Here is a 24,496-nt window from a genome sequence, read left to right as displayed (position 1 = left end):
CTCAGGTCGACATGACGTTGACCGTCCCCTCGTAAAATCGTGCCACTGACAGACTTCCGGAGTGAAATGCGCCGGTATCGAGATTGAGGCGACGACCACGTGCTTCAGGCGATTTCACTTGCGTGTGGCCGTGAACGACGAGCTTTGGAAGCGGCGTGCGGCTTTTCAGGAAACGTCCTCTTATAAAGACGAGATCCTGATCGGTTTGGTCGGCTATGGACAAGTGCGGATCTATGCCGGCGTGAACGAAGAGCACGCTCGGAGTATCCACCATGATTGGCAGGTCTCTCAGGAATGCAATGTGATCCGCAGGCAGCGATGCGCGGATGAACTCGTCGAGTTTCTTAGGCGATGGGTATTGCCGCGCAAGATGATTGCTATCCAGCCCGTAAGACAGAAGCGTGGCCTCGGCGCCCATTGCCAGCCACTGCGTCAAGGTGATCTCGCCGTCGATATAGGCCAGCATCGCCGTTTCATGGTTGCCGGTCAGGCAGATGCGGTCGAAACCGTCTGGCGCCGGCGCCATGAGGTGGCCGACGACCCTGGCCGAATCCGGGCCGCGATCGATGTAGTCGCCGAGCGTGATCATCAGCTTGCGCCCGGAAAATTGCGCTGCGTCCTCGGCGATCAATGCCTCGATGGCGGTCAGCAGATCGTAGCGACCGTGGATATCGCCGATCGCGTAGGTGGGTACTCCGGCTATATCGCGAAACTCACGTCGACGCTGACTTTCCTGCATTCCATTGCCTGCCATAAAATGCCTTCACGGTCTTGGGTTAATCGCCATCGCGGCCGGTCCGGCGCCATGCTACTCGCTTGGCCATCAAATGACCGCCACTTTCTTTGCAGCCTTGAGTATATCATCTGCAATCCTCCATCTGCGCCATTGGTGCAAGGGCTTGCGGCAAAGCGTCACCGTGGGGAGCCCAACGATATCATTCGATTGACAGGGGCTTTTGACGCTCCTACCGGCTTTTCATGCAGTTCGGTTATATTGACCGGCGAACTGCACGTTCCCTAGGCTTGGTTTCATTTTTCGCAAGGAGTCGTCATGACCAATCGTAGCGTCGCTTCTGCTCTCTTCTTTCTCTGCACGCTCGGCGTGGCTGGCCAGGCTTCGGCGCATGCCCACCTCAAGACCTCGCTGCCGGCCGATAAAAGTACCGTAACATCGTCGCCACCGGCGGTGACGATGACGTTTACGGAAAGCCTAAATCTCAAATTTTCAGGCATCAAGGTGATCGGGCCGGAAAAGGTTGCGGTGAAAACAGGGGATGCGAGCCTCAGCGATGAGGACAAGGGCTTGATCGTGCCTGTGGCCGGTCCGCTCGCTGCGGGATCCTATACTGTCGAATGGCATGTGCTGTCGAGCGATGGGCACAAGACCAGCGGCTCCTTCGGTTTCACAGTCAAGCCTTGATCGAACCATCCACAGCGATCGAAATCTGCCGCTTTCTGCATGACAGCGCCCTGCTGCTGCTATGGGGTTCGGCTGCCTTCGTGGCGTTTCTCATGCCACCCTCGCTGGCAGCCCCAACGTTGCGGCGGTTTAGTGGCCTTCCGATCGCTGCAGCCGGTCTGGCAGTTCTGACGACGGTGGCAGCACTACCGCTGCAGGCGGCAGCGCTCGGAGATGGCTGGTCCGATGCCGTGAACGGGGCAACGGCGTACGCGGTGTTATTGGAAAGCCCGTTCGCCCTCTTCTTTCAGGTGCAGTCGGTAGCAGGGTTGCTTCTACTGCTGGCCTTCATCCGCCGCGCCGACAGGCGAATGGCGGCCGTGGCCATTGCGTCGGCTCTTGGCCTCGCGGGGCTGGCGCTGACCGGGCATGCCTCGATGGAAGATGGCCTGCTCCGGATTGCCCATCGGATCAACGATGTCGTCCACCTTCTAGCAGGCGGTGCGTGGGTGGGGGCGTTGATCCCATTTGTGGTCGTGCTCAGGATGCTTGCGGTGCCCGAGTATCATGCCGCAGCGCAAGTTGCGCTGCGGCGTTTTTCGAATTTCGGGCACGGGGCGGTCTTTACCGTGCTGGCGACGGGGGTCGTCAATTCCGTCATGACGCTCGGCCGCTGGCCGACGGACTGGTCATCACCATACCAGCTGATGCTGACCATGAAGATCGGTGCCGTCGGCATGATGACATGCCTTGCAATCGTCAACCGCTACATTTTCGTTCCTGCGATCGCAGAAAACCCCGAAGCCACCTTGCGGTCAATCCGGCGGGCAAGCGTGGTCGAGATCCTGCTGGGTATTGCCGCTATCGGGCTGGTGGCCGTGTTCGGCACGTTCGATCCGGTTTGACTGTCCGGGCTTTAACGCTCGCACCTTTGCGAGAGGTAATGATTGTCGTCGTCGCAGCTGGTGAAGGCACTCGCCGGTGAGGCGCTGGATGCCGAAATCGATCCCGTGATGCGGGGCTCAGCCGGGGCGTCTTTGTGTACGAAGCCCATTCCTGCCAGCATCACCACGGCCGCAACAACCACGATGATCTCGCCGAACGAAAGCTTGTGGGCGGCTACGTGTTCACGATAGTCCTTTTCGCCGTTGCCCGCAGGCTCGTCCCGGTGGGGCTGTTCGAAAAAATCACAACATGCCATCTCAAAATCTCCCGGCGCTTAAGGTCTGCTTTGATGCAAGGCCGACTGCAAACCAGCGTGTGAGGCTGGTCATGGTGCTTGCAGGCGTCATGTGTGATCGGGGAGCGAACTATTGAAGAGCGGAAAATGAAAAGGACTATTCAGAAAATCGGATCAATGTAGTTGAATGGCCCCAAATAGGGTTGTTTTCGCAACAATCGTGTCTTTTTTGCTCGCCGTAGCGGCAAATAAAAAGGTCACGCAGCCTTGAAATGGCTGCGTGACCTGTGTTGGGAATCTTCAGAACCTTACGGCAGTTTGACGGAGGGCTCACGGCCCCAGACGCGGAGCTTGCCGATTTCCTCGAAGAATTCGGCGAGGTCTCCTGGTGCGGAGAGGCTGATCGTGCCTTCGTCGAGCGCATCGGCAATGCCGGCCTTCTGCATCAACGGAAGAGCAGCATCGACATAGCCGATGTATTTGCAGTGAGAGAAGGCATCGGCCACGAAGTCGCGTGCCGTTGCTTCCCGTAGCAGCTCTTCCGTGCCTTCCGGTGAGGTCAACAGCATGACGGCATCATAGAGAACAGATGGCCCGCCATCGATCATCTGGTGTGCAGCCAGCCATTTCCCATCGGATGCGGTGACACCGCCGACCTTCGGGGCGATCACCTCGAAGTCTGCCTTGGCATCGACTACGGCGGCCACGACTGCCTTGACCATGGCGGCATCGACGCCGTCGGTCACAAGAATTCCGAGCTTGCGACCTTCAAAGCGCATAGGGCCCTTTCTGACAATGCTGAGCGAGGGCAACTCTTCGAGGTCCTGGCGCGTCGCGACTGCAGCATCGGCGGGCTTCGGCATGGTTTGCAGACCGAGCTTGCGGGCGACGGTCAAGGCCAGCGTTTCGTCGATGTTGAAAAGGTGCGAGACGACCCGTTCTCGGATGACCGGCGTCATGACCTTGCTGAGCTCGAAGGTAATTGCCGCAACGATATGGCGCTGCTCAGGCGGCGTCTGACTGATGTAGAACTGCCGCGCCTGGCTGTAATGGTCGGCAAAGCTTTCCGGACGCAGCCGGACCTTCTGGCCCTGCTCGTCGGATGGGAAGTGACGATAGCCTGAGGTCGGTGATTCCCGCGGACCTTCACCCCAGGAATTCGGCTGGTAATTTGCACGACCCTTGGGGTTGTGCATCGCCATGTGGCCGTCCTGCTGGAAATTGTTGAACGGACATTTTGGCGCATTGATCGGGATATGGGCAAAGTTCGGTCCGCCCAGACGTTTGAGCTGCGTATCGAGATAGGAGAAGTTGCGGCCCTGCAGAAGCGGATCATTGCTGAAATCGATACCGGGCGGCACGTTCTGGGTCATGAATGCGACCTGCTCGGTTTCCGCAAAGAAATTGTCGGGCATCCGGTCCAATACAAGGCGACCGACGGGCACGGGCTTCAGGATTTCTTCCGGGATGAGCTTGGTGGCATCGAGAACGTCGAAATCGAATTTGTCGGCAAAATCCTGGTCGAAGAGCTGTACCTGCAGCTCCCACTCAGGGAAATTGCCGGACTGGATGGCCTGATAGAGATCGCGGCGGTGGAAATCCGGGTCGGCACCGTTGATCTTGACCGCTTCGTTCCAGGCGACAGACTGCAGGCCGAGCTTCGGCTTCCAGTGGAATTTGACGAATGTCGACTCGTTGTCGGCATTGACGAAGCGGAAGGTGTGAACACCGAACCCTTCCATGAACCGGAAGGAGCGGGGAAGGCCACGATCGGACATCACCCACATGATCATGTGCATGCTTTCCGGCGTTAGGCTGATGAAGTCCCAGAAATTGTCGTGGGCCGACTGCGCCTGCGGGAAGCCCTTATCCGGCTCCGGCTTGACGGCGTGGATGACATCGGGAAACTTGATGGCGTCCTGGATGAAGAATACCGGGATGTTGTTGCCAACCAGGTCCCAGTTGCCTTCCTTGGTGTAGATTTTAACGGCAAAGCCGCGCACGTCGCGAGCAAGGTCAAACGAGCCCTTGCTGCCGGCGACAGTCGAGAAACGCACGAAAGCCGGCGTCTTTTCGCCGGGCCGCTGGAAAAGGTCAGCCCGGGTGTAGTCTGCGAGCGACTCATAGGTTTCGAAATAGCCGTGTGCACCATAGCCGCGCGCATGAACGACGCGCTCAGGGATGCGCTCGTGGTCGAAATGGAAGATCTTTTCGCGGAAATGAAAGTCGTCGATCAGTGCCGGGCCACGCGCTCCGACCTTGAGGGTGTTCTGGTCATCCGAGACGGGGCCGCCTTGGGATGTCGTCAGGACAGGCGTATCGCCTTCGGCATACTGGTGCAGTTCGCCGCCATTGCCGCGTTGCAGCGTCTGGTCGTGGATCGTTACCTTGTCAGAGACAAAGGTCTGGGTTGGTTTTTTAGCCATGAGGGTTCTCCGGTCGGGATGAGACCAAGGTTGAACCTAGACCTTGCGACTTCGTTCCCCCTGCTTTCCAAACTACCCCGGAAATACGAAAAGCCGGCCATGATGGCCGGCTTTCCTCGAGATTCTCTATCTATTAATCAGATGCGTGGGTCGTTCGGGCGGTAGCGGTTGCGCTCGGCTTCGACTTCCGACTGGGAGTAAGGATCGAGAGTGTCGTCGAACTTGTTCCAGCCACCGGCAGTGTATGCGTCGCGACGGTCCGTCAGGTTGACGCGTTGCGAGCGGTCGAGAATGGCTTCAGCCGCAATAGCCTCATCCTCTTCGACCTGGGCGGTGACCAGAGTGCCGCCACGTCGAACGCCTTCAGCGTAGACATGGGCGTCCTCTTCCGGCACGCCGGAGCTGATGAGGGCGCCAACGACACCGCCAGCGGCGCCGCCAACTACTGCACCGGCAACGGCGCCTGTCAGCGTGGCGACAAGCCAACCCGCTGCGACGACCGGGCCGACGCCTGGAATGGCGAGCATTCCGAGGCCGGCGAGCAATCCGCCAGCACCACCAGCGACTGCGCCGATACCAACGCCCGTGCCTGCTCCTTCAGCTGCGTTGTTACCCTGATCCTCGACCTTGCGGCCATCGGCAGTGTTTGAAACGATACTGATGTTCTTCGATGCCACGCCGGCGCTTTCGAGCTGGCCAACCGCAGTCTTCGCATCATTATAGTTGTCGAACAGACCTGTGACAGTTCTCATTGTAGTGTCCTTCCGAATATATTTTAATTGGGGAATGGATTACTTCGCCTGGACGACGTTGCCCTGATAATCGAGCGACACCTGCACCGGCTTGGCATCCTTGTTTGCGCTGGCGCGCCAGATGCCCTGGTCATCGAGCTTCAGGTCGGCGACATCAGCGAACCCGGCTGCTTCCATGCGCGATTTTGCCTGAGCTTCCGTAAAGCTGTTTTTGCCCTGCACGGGTGCGCCGGCGTTGTTAGTTGCAGGCGTGGCGACGGCCGGTGTATCCTGCGATGTTGTCGGTGTCTGGCTCTGCGCGAAGGCAACCGAAGTTGTCATCAGGGCAGCAATCGACGTCAGCAAAATCTTCTTCATCGGGGTTTCCTCGTCTGTGTCTTGTTGTTGTTTGTTGCCCTCTCACAACCAGTTCGCTGTTGAGTTGTTCCAAAGTCAAGTTGAAGTAATTACGCGGGTCAAACGGTACAGGGAGTTTTCCGACGGACACGTGATGACTTACCGAGGCTCAAGTCAACCCTTTGGGATAGCTTGGATTTCCGATAGATGAAGCAATCCCTCAAAGGATCTTGACCCCGTTTTCAAGCGGGCAATGACGGCCGCTGGGAGGGCATCGTTTCAGTTCAAAAATGCCTTCCAGTCTGCAGCTATCAAAAGACCGTCATCGCGTGAAACATTATGGTTCACATGACGTTTACGCTGTCGACAAGGATGGTGGACCCGATGAACCCTACCCAGCAGAGACAGAATTTTCGCGCCAATTCCAGCAAGCAGTCAGACGCAGATACGTTGCGAGAGGCGCGCGATCTGGTCGATCAGTATCTTCACTATCTCAAGCTGGCGGATCTGGCGCTGGATGTTGTCGATATAGACGACCTACCATTCCGCAAACAGTTGCTTGTCAGCGCGGTGCGCCTGCTGATTGCAACGGAATCCTCGGCAACCACGCGCCAGCAGTTGCGCAAGGTCGGGCTGACGCTCGCTTCCTTCCAGGACGATATCGGCCAGCGCATGACCATGCGTCCGCTTCCCTCGGAGGAGAGGATGAGCGAGGAAGAGCTGCAGGCAGAAGTGAAAAAACATCGTCATTTGATAGTGAGATTTGACCGTGCCTTCGCGGCGATGGCATCCGAGCGCGTTCGCCTGGATGAGCTTTTCCAGCAGTCGATGCGGATGGCCGAGCGCCGCGAAAGCAATGCCGCCGCAGCGTCTCGCCGGTCCAACTTCGAGGCCGGTGGGACGTATTCGCCGTACCTTTGACACCAGTAGGCGTGTTTCAGAAACGACAGACTCTACTGCCCACGAAAATGCCGCCTCACCGGGCGGCATTTTCTATTCAGGCTATTGGAAACTCGCGTCAGATCTTCAAACCGCGAGGGCGGCCACAACTTCGCGGCCGGCGCGGGCGACAGCTTCGGTGTTGATATCGAACTTGCGGTAGACATCCTCGATTTTGCCGGATGCGCCGAAGTCGTGCATGCCGACGAAACGACCGTCGAGACCGAGATACCTGTCCCAGCTATCCTGCACGGCAGCCTCGACCGCAACGCGTGCGCGCGTCTCGCCGAGCACCGATGCCTTGTAGGCGGCATCCTGGGCTTCGAACAGCAACTTGCAGGGCATGGAGACGACGGCGGTCGGAATACCCTCGGCCTGCAGTAGGTCGCGCGCTTCGACGGCCAGATGCAGTTCGGATCCCGTCGCAAGAATCGTCAACTTGCGGCGACCGCCCTCAGCCTCCAGCAGCACGTAGCCACCCTTGGCCGAGAGGTTTTCCGTGCCGGGATCGCGGCGCAGCAGCGGCATCGGCTGGCGTGACAGGGCAATCAGCGCTGCCTGGCGTGGTGCGTCGAGAATAGCTTCCCAGCATTCGGCTGTTTCGATCGGATCGCCCGGGCGGTAGACAGCAAGCTTCGGGATGGCACGCAGCGCACTCAGATGCTCGACCGGCTGATGCGTCGGACCGTCTTCGCCGAGGCCAATCGAATCGTGGGTCATGACGAAGATGGTGCGGATATCCATCATCGCTGCCAGGCGGATTGCCGGGCGGCAATAGTCGGAGAATGTCAGGAAGGTGCCGCCGTAGGGCACCAGGCCGCCATGCAGGGCTATGCCGTTCATCGCCGCGGCCATTCCGTGCTCCCGAACACCGTAATGGACATAGGAGCCGTCGAACTGGCCGGCGGGGATTTCGACCTGGTTCTTCGCCTTGGTGTTGTTGGATGGTGTCAGGTCAGCCGAGCCGCCGAGCATCTCCGGAATGGCATCGAACAGATGGTTGAGGACGATCCCGCTTGCCTGTCGCGTGGCGAGATCCTTTTCGCTGCCAAGCAGCTCTGTCTTGGCGTCGGTGACTGCCTGCTTCCAACCGGCCGGCAGCTCGCCTTTCATCCGGCGGTCGAAATCTTCGCCCAGCCCATTTGGGGCAGCCTTGACGCGGTCAGCCCAAGCCATGCGGGCGTCGCGGCCCTTGGCGCCGATAGCGCGCCAGGCGTCCAGCAGTGGCTGCGGGATTTCGAAAGGTGGTGCATCCCACTTCAGCAGACGGCGCGCGCCGGCGATTTCTTCTTCGCCGGGTGCATCGCTGTGCGCCTTCTGGGTGCCGGCCTTGGTCGGGAAGCCGAAGCCGATGACGGTCTTGCAAGAGATCATCGATGGCTTGTCTGTTACCTTCTGTGCTTCGATGATCGCAGCGCGGATGGCGTCGGTATCGTGGCCATCGATTTCCTGCACATGCCAGTTGGACGCCCGGAAGCGCGCTGCCTGGTCATCCGACTCGGACAAGTTGACTGCACCGTCGATCGTGATCGAATTGTTGTCGAAGAACGCGATCAGGCGGCCGAGCTTGCGGTGGCCGGCAAGCGAGATTGCCTCGTGGCTGATGCCTTCCATCAGGCAACCGTCGCCCATGAATACATATGTGAAGTGATCGACCAGGGCATCGCCGAATTTGGCATTCATGATGCGTTCGGCAAAAGCCAGGCCCACGGAATTGGCAAGGCCCTGACCAAGCGGACCGGTGGTGGTCTCGATGCCGTGGGCATGATGGTATTCGGGGTGACCTGGCGTGCGGCTGTCGATCTGGCGAAAGTTCTTGATTTCGTCGATGGTCATTTCCTTGACGCCGGTCAGGTAGAGGAGGCTGTAGAGCAGCATCGAGCCATGGCCGTTGGAGATCAGGAAGCGGTCACGGTCGAACCAGTGCGGATCTGCTGCGTCGAACTTCATAAACTCGGAAAACAGCACCGTGGCGATATCAGCCATGCCCATCGGCATCCCCGGATGGCCGCTTTTTGCTTTCTGCACCGCATCCATCGACAGGAAACGGATGCAATCGGCCATGTCGCGCAGGTGCTGGTCGCGCGGGGCAGGAACGGTTTTTTCGGTCTGGACCGGGGATTGGGTTGCCATGGGGATGCTCCAAATTTCGTTCTCAGGGAATGGTTTGCCGCGCGACAGGGCCGGGGCTCGTCTATTGGTAGATATAGCCAGGTTGTGGAATTCAACCGTCCTCCGCAAAAGGTGAACGGCTGGCGATGGCAGGGGAGGGGATGTTGCTCCCCGATTGGGCATGCGACGCCTATCATTTGACCAGATTGTCTTGTACTCGGGCTCGATGACATTAAAACGATCCGACACACGCGACACCAGCCTTCGCGACATCTGGAGCCTGCACGAATTTGCTCGCCTCAATCTTCTTGACAAAAAGCAAATCGGTCGGCTGAAGATGCTGATGGGTCCCGTCGAGGAGCGCCAGGATGCCAACCTCGATCATACCAGCCGCTGATGGTGATTTTCACAGTAGCTGGCGTGACACCGGCGCTTGAAAATGCAGTATGTTCAGGCTTGAGCCGGAGCCGTCATGGATAACGTCGAAATCAACAGCCGCAGCGAATTCGCACTCTGGGCCATCCAGCGGGCGCAGGAAATCGTTCGCAATGAAGGCTCGGCGCTGGCGCTGTCTGCCCGCGATATGGACGAGGAAGCCTTGCAGCGTACCGGCGGCGCTCTCGGCAAGGCGATCTCCGATGCCATGCTCGAAGTGTTCGACGGGCTGATGGTGGAATAGGCGCCATCCAGACCGATGACAATTTCCGCATGCAATCGCGGCATCCACATTGTCCAGTCGCAGTTGCAGCCCTATTTCGTGTAGGCGCGGAAGACGACTACCGGGTATGCCGCAAGGATTATGCCTTCCGGCATACGAAGTAGGCTAGGCTGCGACATCTGGAATTAGGAAAATATGTCATGCACGTTACGTATCATGTTGCCGAACACGACGAAGGCTGGGGCTATCGACTGGGCGACGTATGGTCGGAAACCTTCCCTGATCATGCGCAGGCGCTGAAAGCCGCCAAGGACGCGGCCAAGCGCCAGCAGATTGGTGGCCAGGATGCGGAGATTGCCTATCAGGCGGCGGACGGAAGCTGGAAGACCGAGTCGGCCAGCGGCGGCGATCGCCCCGAAGCGGACGTCAAGGATGACGGCTGATCGATAGACAGGCGCAAAGGCCGGAGGCTCGAGCGTTGGAAATCAGGTGACATGGGTGTGGCATGGTTGTTAATACGCCGGTAGTTTCGTCCAGACAGGGTATGCCCTTGTCTGAAGCCATCGGCTCCAGAAGCCGTAGCCACCCTCTGCAGCTTGCCATGTTCGCACTTGCCGCATCGCTGGCGTTTTCTTGCGCGCCGGGCGCTCGAGCTGCGGATTGCGACAGTATGCCGGAGCCTGGTCTCGACTGGAGCGAATGCAGCAAGAAGAATATCATGCTCGACGGCAGCAACCTGAAGGATGCAAACCTTTCCGGCGCCGACCTGTCTGTCACCGGGCTTCCGAACTCGAACCTCGACGGGGCTCAGCTTGAAAAAGCTAACCTCATGCGCGCCTGGTTTACCGGCTCGACGATGAAGAAGGCAGACTTCGCGCGGGTCCAGGCCTACCGCAGCGGTTTTTCCAAGGTTCTGGCTGATGGTGCGTCCTTTGCCAGTGCCGAACTGCAGCGGGCGAACTTTTCCGGAGCGAAGCTGACTGGGACTGACTTCCAGAAGGCAGAGCTTGGGCGGGCCAACTTCGACAAAGTGGTACTGGGCGATACGAATTTTACCCTGGCTAACCTCTCGCGGGCCCATTTCGATGCGGCTAGCGTCGAGGGGCCGATAAACTTCGACAGGGCTTTCATGTTCCTGACCGATATCGAAGGTCTGGATCTCTCGAATGCGCGCGGTCTGCTGCAGCCGCAGGTCGATCTGTCCTGTGGTGACGACAAGACAAAACTGCCGCCCGCCTTGAAAAAGCCGGCCGGCTGGCCCTGCCACGCGGACTGAGACTTAAAGGTGCCGATTGCGGCGCCGCTACTTCTTGGAGATCGTCGTGAACTTCGTGCCGCGCACGCGCACCGTGATCTGGCATGGTTCGGTGTCCGTGCGGTCGCAGAAGCGCGGATGCATCTTCATCACAAGCACCATGTTGCCGAAGCGCATGATGAAGTCGTAGCTGTAGATCTGCGCGGTGGCGATCATCAGGTAGCCGCCGGTGTCGACCTGGATGTAGAAGTTGTGCGGGCAACCTTCGTCTGTACAGTCGGGGCCTTTTTCGCCCTTGCAGGTGATTTCGCCTTCGTTGATGACGATATCGCCGCGTTTGTCGTTGTTAATGTCCTGCTCTGTTGCAAACCCATCGCCAAAGCTGACCCCGGCGCCGCAACGCTTGGTGAAATGCTCCTTTTCGAAAGCGACGGGATCGGTCAGGAGCGCCTGCTGGGCGCTGGCGACTGCGGGCATGACCACGAACGCCATCACATTCAAAAATGCCAGAAACAAAAATCTCACAAAATCACCTCGCAATAACTGGCTCCGACACAGGCGCGTGGCAGTCCGGGCTGCAAGTTAGTCCTTCCTGCTTGCGCGGCCCTGACTGCCGTGATCCACTGCGGCATTTGCAGCTGACCTGTTCGTGGGGCCATTCATGTCGCTACTGTCGTTCCTCGATTATGCAGGCGTTGCCGTGTTTGCCGCGACCGGCGCCCTTTCGGCATCACGCAAGCAGCTCGACCTGATCGGGTTTCTGTTTCTGGCGGCGGTGACGGGTATCGGCGGTGGCACGATGCGCGACATCGTGCTCGGCAGGCTGCCCGTCTTCTGGGTGCTCAATCCGACCTACATCCTCGTCTGCTGCGTCATCGGCGTCCTCGTGTTCTTCACGGCGCATCTGCTGGAGTCGCGGTACAAGCTGCTGATATGGCTCGATGCCGTCGGGCTGGCAGCCTATTGCGTGATGGGCGCCGCCAAGGGCCTGGCAGCCACGGGTTCACCCACGGTTGCCATCGTCACCGGCACGTTGACGGCCACCTTCGGCGGTATCCTGCGCGATATGATCAGCAACGAGCCTTCGGTACTGCTGCGTCCGGAGATCTATGTGACAGCGGCGCTCATCGGCGCCTGCGTCTTTGTCGCCGCCAATTCGACGCCGATGCCGCTCTACGCCGCCTCCGCGCTTGGGGTGATCGCGGCGTTCGGGGTTCGCGGCGGAGCTTTGTGGTTTGGCTGGACGTTTCGCGGCTATCGCCCGAGGCCCGGACGTCATCCGGACGATGTCTTATAGAAGGACTGACTGGCAGCTAGCGCTGGATCGGGCGCAAGCGGATGACCACGTCGACATGGGCAATTTCCATGCCTTCCGGTGGCTCCGGCAGATTGTCGATGACGAGATTGCTGATCGGAATGTCGAGAACTTCGTTGTGTCCTTCAACGAAGAAGTGGTGATGGTCCGACACGTTGGTGTCGAAATAGGTGCGGGCGCTCTCGACGGCCAGAACGCGGATAAGGCCCGCTTCGGTGAACTGGTGCAGCGTATTGTAGACGGTTGCCAGAGAGACCGGCACCTTTGCGGCGACGGCTTCCTCATGCAGTTCCTCGACGGTGAGGTGACGGTCGCCCTTGGCGAACAGCAGATCGCCCAGCGCGACGCGCTGCCGGGTCGGCCTCAGGCCCGCCATGCGCAGTCTGGTCTCGATCGGCAATTCGGCTGCAAACGCCATCAAACGGACTCCAAAGTCGTCGTGTCGACTAATCTTGAGTGCTTCATATATCTTTTGATTGCCCGGCTTTCAATAGTTCCAGTGGGGACATCGACGGGCAAAAAGCCGCAATGTCCGGCTTTTACAGCATTTGCCTCTGGCAGCGGCCTTGGGCTTCCTGTATGCGACCACCACATAAAGGTGAAACGTGCCCGATCAGTGGGTGGGAATGCAGAAGCCAATGCTAGAGCTTCAATTCCTGCCGATCTTACACTAACCTCACTCTCCATAGGCATTCATGCGGGGGAAACGGATTTTTATGACGACGAAACCATCCAGCTTCAACTACGAGGAAATCCTGAGCTGCGGTCGCGGCGAACTGTTCGGCCCAGGTAACGCACAATTGCCGTTGCCGCCGATGCTGATGGTTCATCGCATAACCGATATCTCGGAAACTGGTGGCGCCTTCGACAAGGGATACGTGCGTGCGGAATACGACGTGCGTCCGGACGACTGGTATTTCCCGTGCCATTTTGCCGGCAATCCGATCATGCCAGGCTGCCTTGGTCTCGACGGCATGTGGCAGCTGACGGGCTTCTACCTCGGCTGGCTCGGGGAACCGGGCCGCGGCATGGCGCTCTCGACCGGGGAAGTCAAATTCAAGGGCATGGTCCGTCCGGCGACGAAACTTCTGCAATTCGGCATAGATTTCAAGCGCGTGATGCGCGGCCGCATGGTGCTTGGCATTGCCGATGGCTGGATGAAGGCCGACGGCGAAGAAATCTACCGGGCAACCGACCTCCGGGTCGGGTTGGCCAAGGAAAAGGCGGAGTGATTGGCGTTGACGCGCGCGATCCTCTATCCACCGCACACAATTCGACACTAACAAAAAGGTCCAACACATGAGACGGGTTGTTGTCACAGGTCTTGGTATTGTCTCTTCCATCGGAAACGATGCCTCCGAAGTCACTGCTGCGCTGCGCGAGACCAAGTCCGGCATCTCTTTCTCGCCGGATTTTGCCGAGCACGGTTTCAAGTGCCACGTCTGGGGCAAGCCGTCGCTCGACCCAACCGATCTGGTCGACCGTCGGGCCATGCGCTTCCTGTCGCAGGGCGGTGCGTGGAACCATGTGGCCATGAAGCAGGCAATCGCTGATTCGGGCCTCGAGGATTCGGATATCGGTGGCAACGAGCGCACCGGCATCATCATGGGCTCCGGCGGGCCTTCGACGCGCACGCTGATCGAAGCGGCCGACATCACCATCAAGAACAACAGCCCGAAGCGCATCGGCCCGTTCGCGGTTCCCAAGGCTATGTCTTCGACCGCGTCGGCGACGCTTGCCACCTGGTTCAAGATACACGGCGTGAACTATTCGATCTCATCGGCCTGCTCGACCTCCGCCCATTGCATCGGCAATGCGATGGAGATGATCCAGTGGGGCAAGCAGGACGTGATGTTTGCCGGCGGCCACGAGGATCTCGACTGGACCATGTCGAACCTGTTCGATGCCATGGGTGCCATGTCCTCCAAGTACAACGACACTCCCTCCACTGCATCACGGGCCTATGACGTCAGCCGCGACGGCTTCGTCATTGCCGGCGGTGCTGGTGTGCTGGTGCTCGAAGAGCTCGAGCATGCCAAGGCGCGCGGCGCCAGGATCTATTGCGAGATCACCGGATATGGTGCCACCTCGGATGGCTACGACATGGTCGCGCCATCGGGGGAGGGTGCCATTCGCTGCATGCGCCAGGCGCTGAAGACGGTGGACGGCGAGGTCGACTACATCAACACTCACGGGACCTCTACCCCGGTGGGCGACAGCAAGGAAATCGGCGCGATCCGCGAAGTGTTCGGCGACAAAATTCCGCCGATCCAGTCCACGAAGTCGCAGACCGGCCATTCGCTCGGTGCTGCCGGTGTCCAGGAATCCATCTACTCGATCCTGATGATGCAGGAGCGCTTCATCGGCGAAAGCGCCCACATCACGGAACTTGACCCGGAATTTGACGGCGTTCCGATCGTGCGCAAGCGCATCGACAATGCCCGGATGGATACCGTGCTTTCCAACTCCTTCGGCTTCGGCGGGACCAACGCTACGCTCGTGTTCCAGCGCCACAACGGATAAATCAATGACCGGAATAATGCAGGGTAAGCGCGGCCTCATCATGGGCGTCGCGAACAATCATTCCATCGCCTGGGGCATCGCGAAGGCGCTGGCGGCCCAGGGTGCGGAATTGGCCTTCACCTACCAGGGTGATGCGCTGGGCAAGCGGGTAAAGCCGCTGGCCGCCGAACTCGGTTCGGACTTCATCCTGCCCTGCGATGTCGAGGATGTCGCCTCGGTCGATAGCGTCATCGATGCCCTGAAGAGCCGCTGGGGCAGCGTCGATTTCGTCGTCCATGCCATTGGCTTTTCCGACAAGAACGAACTTAAGGGTCTCTATGCCAACACCACGCGCGATAACTTTTCGCGGACCATGGTGATCTCCTGTTTCTCCTTCACGGAAATCGCCAAGCGGGTTGCCACGCTGATGACCGAAGGCGGCAGCATGCTGACGCTGACCTATAACGGCTCGTCGCGCGTGATCCCGAACTACAATGTCATGGGTGTCGCCAAGGCGGCGCTCGAGGCATCGGTGCGCTATCTGGCTGCCGATTACGGTCCGCGCGGTATCCGCGTCAACGCCATCTCGGCCGGCCCGATCCGCACGCTTGCAGGCGCCGGTATTGCCGATGCCCGTGCGATCCTGTCGTGGAACCAGCATAATGCGCCGTTGCGCAAGACCGTGACGATCGACAATGTCGGCAGTTCTGCGCTGTATCTCCTGTCGGATCTTTCCGCAGGTGTTACGGGCGAGATCCACCACGTCGATTCCGGCTTCAACATCACTTCGATGCCGACGCTGGAAACGCTGACGCGTGCTGAAATCGACTGATACCAAACATCAGGCCGGCGCAGCCCTGCGTCGGTCCGTATGGCGATGCCTATCTCGGCTCTTCCGGACCTATGGCTATATGGCCATGCAGCACAGCGATGGTCACCGCATGAAGCCGGTTGCTCGCTCCCAGTTTTTCCTCGACCGTCTTCAAAAGCTGCTCGATCTCTGGTTCGGGCAGCGCTAGCGTGCGGCCGATTTCTTCCAGCCGATGGCCGTCGGCTATCAGCTGCAGGATATCTTTTTCACGGGACGTGAGTTTGGGCGACGGAGAGGTAGATTCCGTCGACGGAAAGATCCTAGACATGGCGGTCCGCTAAATGGGGTTGAGCGAAATCAGTTAAGGGTGCGACGCCGAAGGCGACTGACGCGATAACGACTGGCTGAAAGCGCTGAATACTATGGAGACGACATCGTGTCGTTAACGACGGGCGCCAGAAATTTATCTTTCTGCGCAACAGTTCATGACTGTTGTCGCCTATCAAGACGACATCATGAAATCTTCCCGATTTGTATCGGCGCGTCAAGGTCATCTCCTTGGAATTCTTGCAGTCTACTGCTTTCTTCGGCATTGATGTTGCGCAGGGTCTTGGGCGACGCGCCGAACCAGCGATAGACCGACCGCGTGAAAGCGCTGGGCGCCGAGTATCCGAGTCGATAGGAAATGGTTGTAATGGAAAGGCTGCCGTCGCGCAGCAGGGCCAGGCAGAGCCGGCGCCGCTCGTCGTCGCGGAGATCGTTGAGGGTCGTTCCGAACTCTGCCAGTCTCCGTTGGAACGTGCGCTCCGACAAGCCGAAATAGGCGGCAGTCAAATCAAGCGAAAGCGTCGCCTCGGCGATCCGCCGCCGGATGTAGCGGCGCACCTGCTCGACAAATTCCTCCTCGGTCACCTCATCCGCCTGCAGGGTCCGGATCTGGATGTTCATCAGCTTGAAGAGGTTAGGGTCGCCACGGGGGTTGCGACGGTCGAGAAGGCTTGCCGGCACGTGCAAGCTGTTGACGGGCATGCCAAACGAGAGATGGCGGGTCATGTGCTGCCGAAAGAAGGCCGGATGACGCGGCCTCTGCCGCTGCAGCCCAACGGCCACGCGGTCGATATCCTTGCCAACCAGGCGCCCGAGATGGCGCAGGTGCAGGCTAACGATCAGATCGACATACTGATCCCGTTTCGAAACCGATGGGGCGAAATTCCAGGAGAGGACCGAGCCGGTGTCGGACTTCTGGAGACTGCAGTCGCGAACCTGCGACGCAAATGCCAGATGATCGACGAGAAAGTCCAGGAAATCGTGAACGGTGGGTGCCGTCATCATGCCGTAGCCAAACGGACCGCTGGAGCCAAGCGTAAAGCCGGCAGCACATTTCAGTCCGAAGGCTTCGTCATCCGCCATCAACGCGCAGGCTTCCAACAGGCGGCACATGCGGTCGAGGCTAATGCGCGCAGTCAGGCTTTGCAGGTCGTCCGGATCAATATCGAGGGCCCGGCAAATCGGGATGATGTCGAAGCCGTAGCTCTGCGCGTGAAGAGCGATGGCAGAGCCCGCACCGGCGACAGTGGTCAGTTCATCATTGACCGTTTGCTTAGACATTGATCTTCTGGCGTTCGATGTTAAATATCAGTCGCCAGAAGATAAGCCGCGGAATGTCGCTCTGTCGAGCTTATTCTTAATTAGTTTATTATCAATGCCGGATTGTCCGGTAGTGGACAAACCTATTTACTTGCCCACAACACTTTAAACCGAGCATTACGGCAAGTTTCACCGCTATTCTTGAACAGCCCCGCCAGCACCGGTTCATAGGGCAGGCCACGGTTTGCCACGAGCAACAGCCGGCCACCGCTGCGGATCGCTCCCGCGGCCGTCTTGATGAGCGCCTGACCGAGCAACGGATCGGCGGCATGTCCTTCGTGAAAAGGTGGGTTCATGATGACGAGATCGTATTTGTCGCGCACGGATTCGCCAGCCAGGTCGTGCCAGAAGAAGCGGGCCGCGATATTCGGGATATTGGAAGCGAGATTGAGCTTGGCTGCTTCCAGCGCGGCGTGATCTGCCTCGTAGAGGTCGATGCGCCCTAGTTTAGGCGAGCGCATACCCATCTCGACGGCGAGGTAACCCCATCCGGCACCGAAATCTGCGACGTCACCGGTAAAGTCGGCCGGCAGGCGCGAGGCGAGCAGTTCGGAGCCGCCGTCGATGCGCTCGTGGGAGAACATGCCCGGTGCCGTCGTGAAGCGGCCATCGACCCGGATTGCGGGCTTCTGAAGCTTGGCCAGCATCGGCACCGTGTCTTCGGGGCGTCCGAACCAGAAGGCCACGCCATGATATTTCGGCATATGGTCGATGGGAAGACCAAGGCCTTCGACGCGCTTGCGCAGCGAGGCGATGCCATCTTCCTTGCCGCCGGCGACGACGATCAGGCCGCCGAGTTTCACCCGTGCGAGTGCTTCGGCGATGTTGGCCTCGTTCTCGCCCTTGTGCTTGGTGCAGAGGACCAGCGCGCCGTCATAGTCCGCTCCCTCTATCTCAGGCGTCGCCTCGATGCGGCTTGCCTGCAGCTGGCGATAGAGCGGGCGAAAACCCTGGACCGCGGTCAACGTCGCCAGAAACTCTGGCGGCAGCGCAAACCCGGCCTCGGCGCCGAGAAACAGGATGCGTTCACCTTCACCGGGTGCAGCCACGGTGGCGGAGGCAAAGGGATGGAACAGGGTCTTCAGGGCGTCGCGGCTCATGGCTTATCTCGTGTCAAAGGCGGATAGAAAAGGGGCGCGGAAGACTTGTCCCGCGCCCCGGAGATGCAAGCGAAGGCGCAGCTTATTCGGCTGCGGCATCCTTCTTTTCGCCGACGATTTCCTGGCCGGTGGCCTGGTCGACGACCTTCATGGAGAGGCGAACCTTGCCGCGTTCGTCGAAGCCGAGCAGCTTGACCCAGACCTTCTGGCCTTCCTTGACGACATCAGTCGTCTTGGCAACGCGGTCGCCGGCGAGCTGGGAGATGTGCACCAGGCCGTCGCGTGCGCCGAAGAAGTTGACGAAAGCGCCGAAGTCAGCGGTCTTGACGACCGTGCCTTCGTAGATCTGGTTGATCTCAGGCTCGGCAACGATCGAGTGGATCCACTTGCGGGCCGCTTCGATTTCCTTGCCGGACGAGGATGCGATCTTGATCGTGCCATCGTCTTCGATGTTGATCTTGGCGCCCGTCTTTTCAACGATTTCGCGGATGACCTTGCCGCCGGAGCCGATGACTTCACGGATCTTGTCGACCGGGATGTTCATGATCTCGATGCGCGGAGCGAATTCGCCTAGCTGGCCACGGCCTTCGGAAATGGCGTTGGACATCTCGTTGAGGATGTGAAGACGACCGTCCTTCGCCTGGTTCAGCGCGACGTTCATGATCTCTTCGGTGATGCCTTCGATCTTGATGTCCATCTGAAGGGCGGTAATGCCGCCTTCCGTGCCGGCAACCTTGAAGTCCATGTCGCCGAGATGATCTTCGTCGCCGAGGATGTCGGAGAGAACTGCAAAGCGGTCCTCTTCCTTGATCAGGCCCATGGCGATACCGGCAACCGGGCGGCCGAGCGGAACGCCGGCATCCATCAGCGCGAGCGAGGTGCCGCAGACGGTGGCCATCGAGGACGAGCCGTTGGACTCGGTGATCTCGGAGACGACGCGCAGCGTGTAGGGGAACTGCTCAGGTGTCGGCAGCATCGGACGAATGGCGCGCCATGCGAGCTTGCCATGGCCGATTTCGCGGCGGCCCGGGGAGCCCATGCGGCCGGTTTCGCCAACCGAGTAGGGAGGGAAGTTGTAATGCAGAAGGAAGCGTTCCTTGTACATGCCGGTCAGGCTATCGACATACTGCTCGTCTTCACCGGTGCCGAGCGTGGCAACGACGATCGCCTGCGTTTCGCCGCGGGTGAACAGGGCAGAACCGTGGGTGCGTGGCAGCAGGCCGACTTCCGATACGATCGGACGAACGGTCGACAGGTCACGGCCGTCGATGCGGCTCTTGGTGTCGAGGATGTTCCAGCGAACGATCTTCGCCTGAAGGTGCTTGAAGACGGCGCCGATGACTTCGGCCGAGTACTTCGGCTCTGCGCCTTCCGGGAAGTAATGCGCCTTGACCTTGGCCTTGACGGCGTCGACGGCTGCGTAGCGGTCGGCCTTCTGGGTGATCTTGTAGCCTTCGCGAAGCTCGGCTTCGAAGTGCTTCAGCATTTCGGCTTCGAGTTCGGAATGGTCTTCCGCCTGGAAGTCACGGGCTTCCTTGGCAGCAACTTCGGCGAGCTTGATGATCGCGTCGATGACCGGCTGGAAACCACGGTGGCCGAACATGACGGCGCCGAGCATGATTTCTTCGGACAGTTCCTTGGCTTCCGATTCAACCATCAGGACGGCGTCCTGCGTGCCGGCAACGACGAGGTCGAGAACCGATTCGTCCATCTCGTCGAGATGCGGGTTGAGGACGTATTCGCCATTGATGTAGCCGACGCGCGCGCCGCCGATTGGGCCCATGAAGGGAACGCCGGAGAGCGTCAGGGCAGCCGAGGTGGCAACCATGGCGAGGATGTCGGGATCGTTTTCAAGGTCGTGTTGGACAACGGTTACGACGACCTGGGTGTCGTTCTTGTAGCCAGCCGGGAAAAGCGGGCGGATCGGGCGGTCGATGAGACGGGAAACCAGTGTTTCCTTCTCGCTCGGGCGGCCTTCGCGCTTGAAGTAGCCGCCTGGGATCTTTCCGGCTGCGTAGGTCTTTTCCTGGTAGTTGACAGTCAGCGGGAAGAAATCCTGACCCGGCTTCGGCGACTTGGCCGAAACGACGGTGGCCAGAACCACGGTCTCGCCGTAGGTGGCGAGAACCGCGCCGTCAGCCTGACGTGCGATCTTGCCGGTTTCGAGTTTCAGCGGGCGTCCTGCCCACTCGATTTCCACTGTGTGTACGTCGAACATATCGTATCCTTGCCTGATGCGGGAAAACGCGCCACCGCCGGTTCGGGCAAGGCGCATCGTCGACCGCATTGTGTGACAGGTCACGGGCAAGACAGCGGGAGGCTTTTCCGGCGTTTCCGTCTCGCCTTCAGGCGGTGGACGGAGACGATCGTGTCCGGCATTGCGGCTTCAGGTCCTGGACCTAGAAGACGGCCTGGACCAAGGGTCCTGGCGAAAGCGTCCGGCAATCCTGCCCCATGACAGGTCAACGGTTTATGTCTTGGCGAAGCCGGCCCATCCGGTTCGCCGCCTCTTGCCTGTTGCGCGGATCATATCGTGGCGCGGTCAGGCATCGGGATGTGGGTCGGTGCGACCCGGTCATAAAAGTCCGGCGGGCGTCCCGTCAGGAACGCCCGCCGCAAAATTGTTAACGACGGATACCGAGGGCAGCAATCAGCTTGCTGTAGCGGGATACGTCCTTCTTCTTCAGATAGTCGAGCAGCGAACGGCGGCTCGAAACCATCGTCAGCAGACCACGGCGGGAATGGTTATCCTTCTTGTGGTCCTTGAAATGGCCGGTCAGATTGTTGATCCGTTCGGTCAGGATGGCAACCTGTACTTCCGGCGAACCTGTGTCGCCTTCGACAGTTGCGTATTCCTTGATCAGCGCAGACTTGCGCTCAGCAGTAATCGACATCGGATGGTCCTTTCGATGAGGAGGAAGAAGTCGCCAAAAGCCGAGATGTCGTCCAGCTTTGGCCGCGAAAGCAAATGGGCAAGCCCAGTGCTGGCGCAGCCTATAAACTAATTGGGGTGGGAAGGGAAGAGGGCGTGGGTAGAGGCAGTGGGGAGAGGACAAAGTCCTTTTGCCCCTTCCGAGCAATGACCGCGCCGGCAAGCCTGGCATGCTGCTCTGAAAGCAACCTTTTTGCAGTGCGCGTCTAGGCCAAGCTATCGGTTTGAAGATCCGTACAGGCCTGTCGCGAAATTCGGTGTTGGCAGTGAAGGGGATGTATCGGTGCCGTCTGTATCGTCTCCGTACATTCCGGCGTTCCGCTTCAAGGCTTTCGTCAGCCTGTCGTTAGCCTCAGGATTGCTGGCACTGTCTATGACATCCTGGAGCGAGATGCCGAGCTTGTCTAGGCCGAGTTCCTTTTCAAGGCCATGGACGGCGCTATCCCCGCCGTCGACTTTCAGGCGTGCGAAAGCTTTTTGCATGGCGGCAACAAAATCATCCCTCGAGGAGTAGTCGTCCTGATTGACGCCCAGCGCTTTGGCCGTACGGTCGATGATATCGAGTTTCTGCTTGGTGATGCTCGGATGGTTGACGCCGAACATTGCCTCGGCAACCTTCGACTCGCCCGGACTTGGCTGCCTCACTACGCTAACTTTTCCCTGTCGCGTCTGGCCGCTTGCGGTTGCGGTGATCGCGTCGGTCGCGCTTTGAGTCGGCGTTGTCGGCGAAGTTCCGGCCGGCTGAAGAAGAAGCAAGGCGGTCGAACTGCCGGAAATGGAAGATAGAAATGCCACTGCAAAGTCCTCCCCAGGAACTGCGTGCCGATCGCCCTACCACCATGGACGGCCCCTTGAACCCAGGGAGGCATCATGCCCTCCGAACTCTACCGCAGGTATACTTAGCGATATCTTAATTTTTCACTTAAAGGCTTGTCCAGGACCAAACTGCGAGGGCTTGGTTTGAACCTCTAAGGTGACTGCCGATCCCCGATTATGGAAAGAAAGTTAGCCCGTCCCTCAGACAAACACCCGCTTCGGCCGGAATTCGCCTTCGCCGATCTCGCCGATAGCAATGAGCTTGCCGCGCGCCGTGGCATAGGCTTCGCTCTCGGCGACCGGCGCATCGCGGCCGCGGACGAGGATGGGGTTGCCCATCTTCAGGCGGTGGGCTTGTTCGTCGGTGATGGCGAGATGCGGGAGGGATGACAGGGCTTCTGCGGTGTCGATGACCAGCGCGTCGAGGGCGGCGAGGCGCTCTTCCATATCCTCGATGGCTTCGAGCGCCACGAGTTCCGCGAGCGGCACCATGGTTTCCTCGGCAAACGGCGCGACGAAGGTGCGGCGCAGGCCGGAGACGTGGCCGTAGCAGCCGAGGTCGCGGCCAAAGTCGCGGGCGAGAGCTCGGACATAGGTGCCCTTGCCGCATTCGACTTCGAAATGCGCCGTGGAGGCATCGGGGCAGGCGAGCAGCGTCAGGCGGAAGATCTCGACTTCGCGGGACGGGATATCGACGGTCTCGCCTTCGCGGGCGAGATCGTAGGCCCGTTCGCCGGCGATCTTGATGGCAGAAAACTGCGGCGGGATCTGGTTGATGACGCCGGTGTAGTTGGGCAGAAGGGCGCGTATGTCCTCCGCCGAGGGACGCTTGTCCGAGCTCTGCGTGACTTCGCCCTCGAGGTCGTCGGTGGCGCGCTCTTCACCCCATGTGACGGTGAATTCATAGATCTTGCGTCCGTCCATGACGTAGGGAACCGTCTTGGTCGCATCGCCGAGCGCGATCGGCAGCATGCCCGAGGCCAGCGGATCCAAAGTACCGGCGTGGCCGGCCTTCTGGGCGTTGAACAGCCATTTGATCTTCGAGACAGCCTCGGTCGAGCCGAAATCGATCGGCTTGTCGAGGATCAGCCAGCCGGAAACCGGGCGGCCCTTTGGTTTTCTGGGTCTGGACATCGGTCTCTACTATGATTGGGTGTCGTCGGTATCGGGGCCGAGATCACGCTGGACTTCCGGCGACTTCAGGAGATCGTCGATCTTCTTGTAGTTATCGAAGCTCGTGTCGTCCTTGAAGCGGATTTCCGGCATGTATTTCAGCTGGCGAAGCAGCGGGCCGACGCGGCCGCGTATATATTTGGCGTGCTTGTTGAGCAGATCGATGATCGTATCGTGGTCGGCGACGCCGAGCGGCGAGACATAGGCGGTGGCAACCTTCAGGTCCGGCGACATGCGCACTTCCGAGATGGCAAGCACGGTCTTTTCGAGGACCGGCTCGCGAACTTCGCCGCGCTGCAGCACCTGCGTTATGGCGCCTCGGACCTGTTCGCCAACGCGAAGCATGCGCTGCGAGGGCGCGGAGGTAGTGGGTCTGGTCATGGTGTTTCCATCAGCGGCGTCCAAAGGGACGCGATAAAGCGGCTCACATGCCCTGATATGCTGAAAAGGTCAAGGCTTTGCTGGGACGGGCGGCTGCCAGAGGTTGCGTATGCGAGCCAGAACCGCGTCCTGTTCCTGCCGGTTATGGAAGGCATGGGCCGGGATGTAGTGGACCGTCGCCTCGCTGTCGAACTCGATACGGCCATGCCGTTCCTCGATGGCGGAAATTATGGTCCAGGCCAATGTCGTCATGGCGCCGGGCCGTTCCCAGGCGATACCCTCCGGCGAGACGCTGACCATCACGGTGGCATCCGGGAGGATGCGGCTCGCCCTTGCGCTCCGCTGAAGGTAGGCCTCGCGCCGGAGCGAAAGCATCATCAGCACGCAGACGGCAAGGCAGGGGACCGAGCAGATGAGCATCAGGTTGAACACATCGATCAGCGGCGTCGGCCCGAACGAGGGAAGCAGGATGAGGCTGCGGTAGATATTGAGAAAAAGGCTCAGCGCTGCACCACCGAGGACGCCGACCATGAGGTACCAGCCGTTGATGCTGGCGCGCGGGCTCAGAGGATGACCGAACCGTCCGATAGCCTCGCTGACGACATGAGCTTCCTCACCGGGCTGGCGGATGTAGGACAGGCTGAAACGGTTGTCCTGCGACAGCGGTGATGTAAGCATATGAGAAGCCTTGAGGATAACGTCGCGCAGCATTTGACTGTTCGTCGGCCGAATTCAACAGAAAACCGCCGGTTTGCACCGGCG

28 protein-coding genes are annotated in these 24,496 nt (G+C 59.6%); 11 read left to right on the top strand and 17 right to left on the bottom strand.

The features are described 5' to 3' along the window. Window position 1: 1 nt before the first annotated feature. Window positions 2–739: a metallophosphoesterase family protein gene (locus PR017_RS13415; protein ID WP_111220916.1), complete on the bottom strand. Its 738-nt coding sequence runs from the start codon at window positions 737–739 to the stop codon at window positions 2–4. A gap of 312 nt (window positions 740–1,051) precedes the next feature. Between PR017_RS13415 and copC the strand changes: the two genes are divergently transcribed. Together copC and copD are read left to right on the top strand one after the other, a co-directional pair. Beyond that, a complete protein-coding gene (gene copC, locus PR017_RS13410) occupies window positions 1,052–1,420 on the top strand; it encodes a copper homeostasis periplasmic binding protein CopC (protein ID WP_111220841.1) in 369 nt (122 codons plus the stop codon). Further along, the gene (gene copD, locus PR017_RS13405) at window positions 1,417–2,304 is read left to right on the top strand and encodes a copper homeostasis membrane protein CopD (RefSeq protein WP_111220842.1); all 888 of its coding nucleotides are present in this window, start codon (window positions 1,417–1,419) and stop codon (window positions 2,302–2,304) included. The genes copC and copD overlap by 4 nt, the downstream gene beginning before the upstream one ends. A gap of 11 nt (window positions 2,305–2,315) precedes the next feature. Here the strand turns inward: copD and PR017_RS13400 are convergent, their stop codons facing one another. The 4 genes from PR017_RS13400 to PR017_RS13385 all read right to left on the bottom strand — a co-directional run bounded on the left by PR017_RS13400 (window position 2,316) and on the right by PR017_RS13385 (window position 6,114). Next, window positions 2,316–2,600: a hypothetical protein gene (locus PR017_RS13400; protein WP_111220843.1), complete on the bottom strand. Its 285-nt coding sequence runs from the start codon at window positions 2,598–2,600 to the stop codon at window positions 2,316–2,318. Window positions 2,601–2,887: 287 nt separating this feature from the next. Beyond that, complete coding sequence (katE, locus tag PR017_RS13395) at window positions 2,888–5,005, bottom strand: catalase (protein ID WP_111220844.1); 2,118 nt, start codon at window positions 5,003–5,005, stop codon at window positions 2,888–2,890. A 137-nt stretch (window positions 5,006–5,142) separates the two neighbouring features. After that, the gene (locus PR017_RS13390; protein WP_111220845.1) at window positions 5,143–5,757 is read right to left on the bottom strand and encodes a general stress protein; all 615 of its coding nucleotides are present in this window, start codon (window positions 5,755–5,757) and stop codon (window positions 5,143–5,145) included. 39 nt (window positions 5,758–5,796) lie between these two features. Further along, window positions 5,797–6,114 carry a PepSY domain-containing protein gene (locus tag PR017_RS13385; protein ID WP_111220846.1) on the bottom strand — a complete coding sequence of 106 codons (318 nt, stop codon included), beginning with the start codon at window positions 6,112–6,114 and terminating at the stop codon, window positions 5,797–5,799. A 363-nt stretch (window positions 6,115–6,477) separates the two neighbouring features. On the opposite strand from PR017_RS13385, the gene PR017_RS13380 reads away from it, so the two are divergent. After that, on the top strand, window positions 6,478–7,014 hold the full coding sequence (locus tag PR017_RS13380; protein ID WP_133255602.1) for a hypothetical protein: 537 nt from the start codon (window positions 6,478–6,480) through the stop codon (window positions 7,012–7,014). 105 nt (window positions 7,015–7,119) lie between these two features. On the opposite strand, the gene tkt is transcribed toward PR017_RS13380, so the two are convergent. Continuing rightward, window positions 7,120–9,165 (bottom strand): transketolase, encoded by a 2,046-nt coding sequence (tkt, locus tag PR017_RS13375; RefSeq protein WP_164498247.1) that lies wholly within the window; start codon window positions 9,163–9,165, stop codon window positions 7,120–7,122. Window positions 9,166–9,370: 205 nt separating this feature from the next. Here tkt and PR017_RS13370 point away from each other — a divergent pair, with 205 nt between their 5' ends. The 4 genes from PR017_RS13370 to PR017_RS13355 all read left to right on the top strand — a co-directional run bounded on the left by PR017_RS13370 (window position 9,371) and on the right by PR017_RS13355 (window position 11,078). After that, window positions 9,371–9,541, top strand: coding sequence for a hypothetical protein (locus PR017_RS13370; protein ID WP_164498248.1), 171 nt, complete (start codon window positions 9,371–9,373; stop codon window positions 9,539–9,541). A 75-nt stretch (window positions 9,542–9,616) separates the two neighbouring features. Further along, the gene (locus tag PR017_RS13365) at window positions 9,617–9,823 is read left to right on the top strand and encodes a hypothetical protein (protein WP_111220849.1); all 207 of its coding nucleotides are present in this window, start codon (window positions 9,617–9,619) and stop codon (window positions 9,821–9,823) included. A gap of 179 nt (window positions 9,824–10,002) precedes the next feature. Continuing rightward, window positions 10,003–10,245 (top strand): DUF2188 domain-containing protein, encoded by a 243-nt coding sequence (locus tag PR017_RS13360; protein ID WP_111220850.1) that lies wholly within the window; start codon window positions 10,003–10,005, stop codon window positions 10,243–10,245. 158 nt (window positions 10,246–10,403) lie between these two features. Then, complete coding sequence (locus PR017_RS13355; RefSeq protein ID WP_111220851.1) at window positions 10,404–11,078, top strand: pentapeptide repeat-containing protein; 675 nt, start codon at window positions 10,404–10,406, stop codon at window positions 11,076–11,078. A gap of 27 nt (window positions 11,079–11,105) precedes the next feature. Here PR017_RS13355 and PR017_RS13350 read toward each other — a convergent pair whose 3' ends face one another. Then, entirely contained in the window at window positions 11,106–11,582 is a 477-nt protein-coding gene (locus PR017_RS13350) for a hypothetical protein (RefSeq protein WP_111220852.1), read from the bottom strand. A 136-nt stretch (window positions 11,583–11,718) separates the two neighbouring features. Between PR017_RS13350 and PR017_RS13345 the strand changes: the two genes are divergently transcribed. Further along, window positions 11,719–12,354 carry a trimeric intracellular cation channel family protein gene (locus PR017_RS13345; RefSeq protein ID WP_111220853.1) on the top strand — a complete coding sequence of 212 codons (636 nt, stop codon included), beginning with the start codon at window positions 11,719–11,721 and terminating at the stop codon, window positions 12,352–12,354. A gap of 16 nt (window positions 12,355–12,370) precedes the next feature. On the opposite strand, the gene irrA is transcribed toward PR017_RS13345, so the two are convergent. After that, complete coding sequence (irrA, locus tag PR017_RS13340; RefSeq protein WP_111220854.1) at window positions 12,371–12,790, bottom strand: iron response transcriptional regulator IrrA; 420 nt, start codon at window positions 12,788–12,790, stop codon at window positions 12,371–12,373. Window positions 12,791–13,088: 298 nt separating this feature from the next. Between irrA and fabA the strand changes: the two genes are divergently transcribed. The 3 genes from fabA to fabI all read left to right on the top strand — a co-directional run bounded on the left by fabA (window position 13,089) and on the right by fabI (window position 15,706). Next, a complete protein-coding gene (gene fabA / locus PR017_RS13335; protein WP_111220855.1) occupies window positions 13,089–13,604 on the top strand; it encodes a 3-hydroxyacyl-[acyl-carrier-protein] dehydratase FabA in 516 nt (171 codons plus the stop codon). Window positions 13,605–13,671: 67 nt separating this feature from the next. Beyond that, the gene (fabB, locus tag PR017_RS13330; protein WP_111220856.1) at window positions 13,672–14,895 is read left to right on the top strand and encodes a beta-ketoacyl-ACP synthase I; all 1,224 of its coding nucleotides are present in this window, start codon (window positions 13,672–13,674) and stop codon (window positions 14,893–14,895) included. A 4-nt stretch (window positions 14,896–14,899) separates the two neighbouring features. Next, window positions 14,900–15,706 carry an enoyl-ACP reductase FabI gene (gene fabI / locus PR017_RS13325; protein WP_111220857.1) on the top strand — a complete coding sequence of 269 codons (807 nt, stop codon included), beginning with the start codon at window positions 14,900–14,902 and terminating at the stop codon, window positions 15,704–15,706. 49 nt (window positions 15,707–15,755) lie between these two features. Here the strand turns inward: fabI and PR017_RS13320 are convergent, their stop codons facing one another. The 9 genes from PR017_RS13320 to PR017_RS13280 all read right to left on the bottom strand — a co-directional run bounded on the left by PR017_RS13320 (window position 15,756) and on the right by PR017_RS13280 (window position 24,445). After that, on the bottom strand, window positions 15,756–16,013 hold the full coding sequence (locus PR017_RS13320; RefSeq protein WP_111220858.1) for a response regulator transcription factor: 258 nt from the start codon (window positions 16,011–16,013) through the stop codon (window positions 15,756–15,758). A 185-nt stretch (window positions 16,014–16,198) separates the two neighbouring features. Further along, window positions 16,199–17,293: an AraC family transcriptional regulator gene (locus PR017_RS13315; protein WP_111220859.1), complete on the bottom strand. Its 1,095-nt coding sequence runs from the start codon at window positions 17,291–17,293 to the stop codon at window positions 16,199–16,201. Between the two features lie 122 nt (window positions 17,294–17,415). Further along, window positions 17,416–18,432: a class I SAM-dependent methyltransferase gene (locus tag PR017_RS13310; RefSeq protein WP_111220860.1), complete on the bottom strand. Its 1,017-nt coding sequence runs from the start codon at window positions 18,430–18,432 to the stop codon at window positions 17,416–17,418. A gap of 82 nt (window positions 18,433–18,514) precedes the next feature. Then, window positions 18,515–20,650 carry a polyribonucleotide nucleotidyltransferase gene (gene pnp, locus PR017_RS13305; protein ID WP_111220918.1) on the bottom strand — a complete coding sequence of 712 codons (2,136 nt, stop codon included), beginning with the start codon at window positions 20,648–20,650 and terminating at the stop codon, window positions 18,515–18,517. 406 nt (window positions 20,651–21,056) lie between these two features. Next, complete coding sequence (rpsO, locus tag PR017_RS13300) at window positions 21,057–21,326, bottom strand: 30S ribosomal protein S15 (RefSeq protein WP_111220861.1); 270 nt, start codon at window positions 21,324–21,326, stop codon at window positions 21,057–21,059. 254 nt (window positions 21,327–21,580) lie between these two features. Further along, the gene (locus tag PR017_RS13295; RefSeq protein WP_133255603.1) at window positions 21,581–22,159 is read right to left on the bottom strand and encodes a hypothetical protein; all 579 of its coding nucleotides are present in this window, start codon (window positions 22,157–22,159) and stop codon (window positions 21,581–21,583) included. A 222-nt stretch (window positions 22,160–22,381) separates the two neighbouring features. Then, on the bottom strand, window positions 22,382–23,314 hold the full coding sequence (gene truB / locus PR017_RS13290; protein WP_111220863.1) for a tRNA pseudouridine(55) synthase TruB: 933 nt from the start codon (window positions 23,312–23,314) through the stop codon (window positions 22,382–22,384). 9 nt (window positions 23,315–23,323) lie between these two features. Continuing rightward, window positions 23,324–23,734 (bottom strand): 30S ribosome-binding factor RbfA, encoded by a 411-nt coding sequence (gene rbfA / locus PR017_RS13285; protein ID WP_111220864.1) that lies wholly within the window; start codon window positions 23,732–23,734, stop codon window positions 23,324–23,326. 69 nt (window positions 23,735–23,803) lie between these two features. Next, window positions 23,804–24,445 (bottom strand): YcxB family protein, encoded by a 642-nt coding sequence (locus PR017_RS13280; RefSeq protein WP_111220865.1) that lies wholly within the window; start codon window positions 24,443–24,445, stop codon window positions 23,804–23,806. Window positions 24,446–24,496: the final 51 nt, after the last annotated feature.

It is taken from the genome of Rhizobium tumorigenes, assembly GCF_003240565.2.
In the GTDB taxonomy this organism is placed as follows: Bacteria; Pseudomonadota; Alphaproteobacteria; order Rhizobiales; family Rhizobiaceae; genus Rhizobium; species Rhizobium tumorigenes.
The sequence above is the reverse complement of the archived record's forward strand: the minus strand, read 5'-3'. Positions and strand labels throughout refer to the sequence as shown.

Excerpts from the sequence above, each read along its gene's own strand:
- pnp (WP_111220918.1), bottom strand. The coding sequence starts at position 20,650 with ATGTTCGACGTACACACAGTGGAAATCGAGTGGGCAGGACGCCCGCTG.
- PR017_RS13345 (WP_111220853.1), top strand. The coding sequence starts at position 11,719 with ATGTCGCTACTGTCGTTCCTCGATTATGCAGGCGTTGCCGTGTTTGCC.
- PR017_RS13310 (WP_111220860.1), bottom strand. The coding sequence starts at position 18,432 with ATGAGCCGCGACGCCCTGAAGACCCTGTTCCATCCCTTTGCCTCCGCC.
- fabI (WP_111220857.1), top strand. The coding sequence starts at position 14,900 with ATGACCGGAATAATGCAGGGTAAGCGCGGCCTCATCATGGGCGTCGCG.
- PR017_RS13320 (WP_111220858.1), bottom strand. The coding sequence starts at position 16,013 with ATGTCTAGGATCTTTCCGTCGACGGAATCTACCTCTCCGTCGCCCAAA.
- fabB (WP_111220856.1), top strand. The coding sequence starts at position 13,672 with ATGAGACGGGTTGTTGTCACAGGTCTTGGTATTGTCTCTTCCATCGGA.
- PR017_RS13415 (WP_111220916.1), bottom strand. The coding sequence starts at position 739 with ATGCAGGAAAGTCAGCGTCGACGTGAGTTTCGCGATATAGCCGGAGTA.
- copC (WP_111220841.1), top strand. The coding sequence starts at position 1,052 with ATGACCAATCGTAGCGTCGCTTCTGCTCTCTTCTTTCTCTGCACGCTC.
- PR017_RS13380 (WP_133255602.1), top strand. The coding sequence starts at position 6,478 with ATGAACCCTACCCAGCAGAGACAGAATTTTCGCGCCAATTCCAGCAAG.
- PR017_RS13370 (WP_164498248.1), top strand. The coding sequence starts at position 9,371 with ATGACATTAAAACGATCCGACACACGCGACACCAGCCTTCGCGACATC.
- rbfA (WP_111220864.1), bottom strand. The coding sequence starts at position 23,734 with ATGACCAGACCCACTACCTCCGCGCCCTCGCAGCGCATGCTTCGCGTT.
- PR017_RS13365 (WP_111220849.1), top strand. The coding sequence starts at position 9,617 with ATGGATAACGTCGAAATCAACAGCCGCAGCGAATTCGCACTCTGGGCC.
- PR017_RS13355 (WP_111220851.1), top strand. The coding sequence starts at position 10,404 with ATGTTCGCACTTGCCGCATCGCTGGCGTTTTCTTGCGCGCCGGGCGCT.
- PR017_RS13400 (WP_111220843.1), bottom strand. The coding sequence starts at position 2,600 with ATGGCATGTTGTGATTTTTTCGAACAGCCCCACCGGGACGAGCCTGCG.
- truB (WP_111220863.1), bottom strand. The coding sequence starts at position 23,314 with ATGTCCAGACCCAGAAAACCAAAGGGCCGCCCGGTTTCCGGCTGGCTG.
- PR017_RS13385 (WP_111220846.1), bottom strand. The coding sequence starts at position 6,114 with ATGAAGAAGATTTTGCTGACGTCGATTGCTGCCCTGATGACAACTTCG.
- katE (WP_111220844.1), bottom strand. The coding sequence starts at position 5,005 with ATGGCTAAAAAACCAACCCAGACCTTTGTCTCTGACAAGGTAACGATC.
- PR017_RS13390 (WP_111220845.1), bottom strand. The coding sequence starts at position 5,757 with ATGAGAACTGTCACAGGTCTGTTCGACAACTATAATGATGCGAAGACT.
- fabA (WP_111220855.1), top strand. The coding sequence starts at position 13,089 with ATGACGACGAAACCATCCAGCTTCAACTACGAGGAAATCCTGAGCTGC.
- PR017_RS13315 (WP_111220859.1), bottom strand. The coding sequence starts at position 17,293 with ATGTCTAAGCAAACGGTCAATGATGAACTGACCACTGTCGCCGGTGCG.
- PR017_RS13280 (WP_111220865.1), bottom strand. The coding sequence starts at position 24,445 with ATGCTGCGCGACGTTATCCTCAAGGCTTCTCATATGCTTACATCACCG.
- rpsO (WP_111220861.1), bottom strand. The coding sequence starts at position 21,326 with ATGTCGATTACTGCTGAGCGCAAGTCTGCGCTGATCAAGGAATACGCA.
- irrA (WP_111220854.1), bottom strand. The coding sequence starts at position 12,790 with ATGGCGTTTGCAGCCGAATTGCCGATCGAGACCAGACTGCGCATGGCG.
- tkt (WP_164498247.1), bottom strand. The coding sequence starts at position 9,165 with ATGGCAACCCAATCCCCGGTCCAGACCGAAAAAACCGTTCCTGCCCCG.
- PR017_RS13360 (WP_111220850.1), top strand. The coding sequence starts at position 10,003 with ATGCACGTTACGTATCATGTTGCCGAACACGACGAAGGCTGGGGCTAT.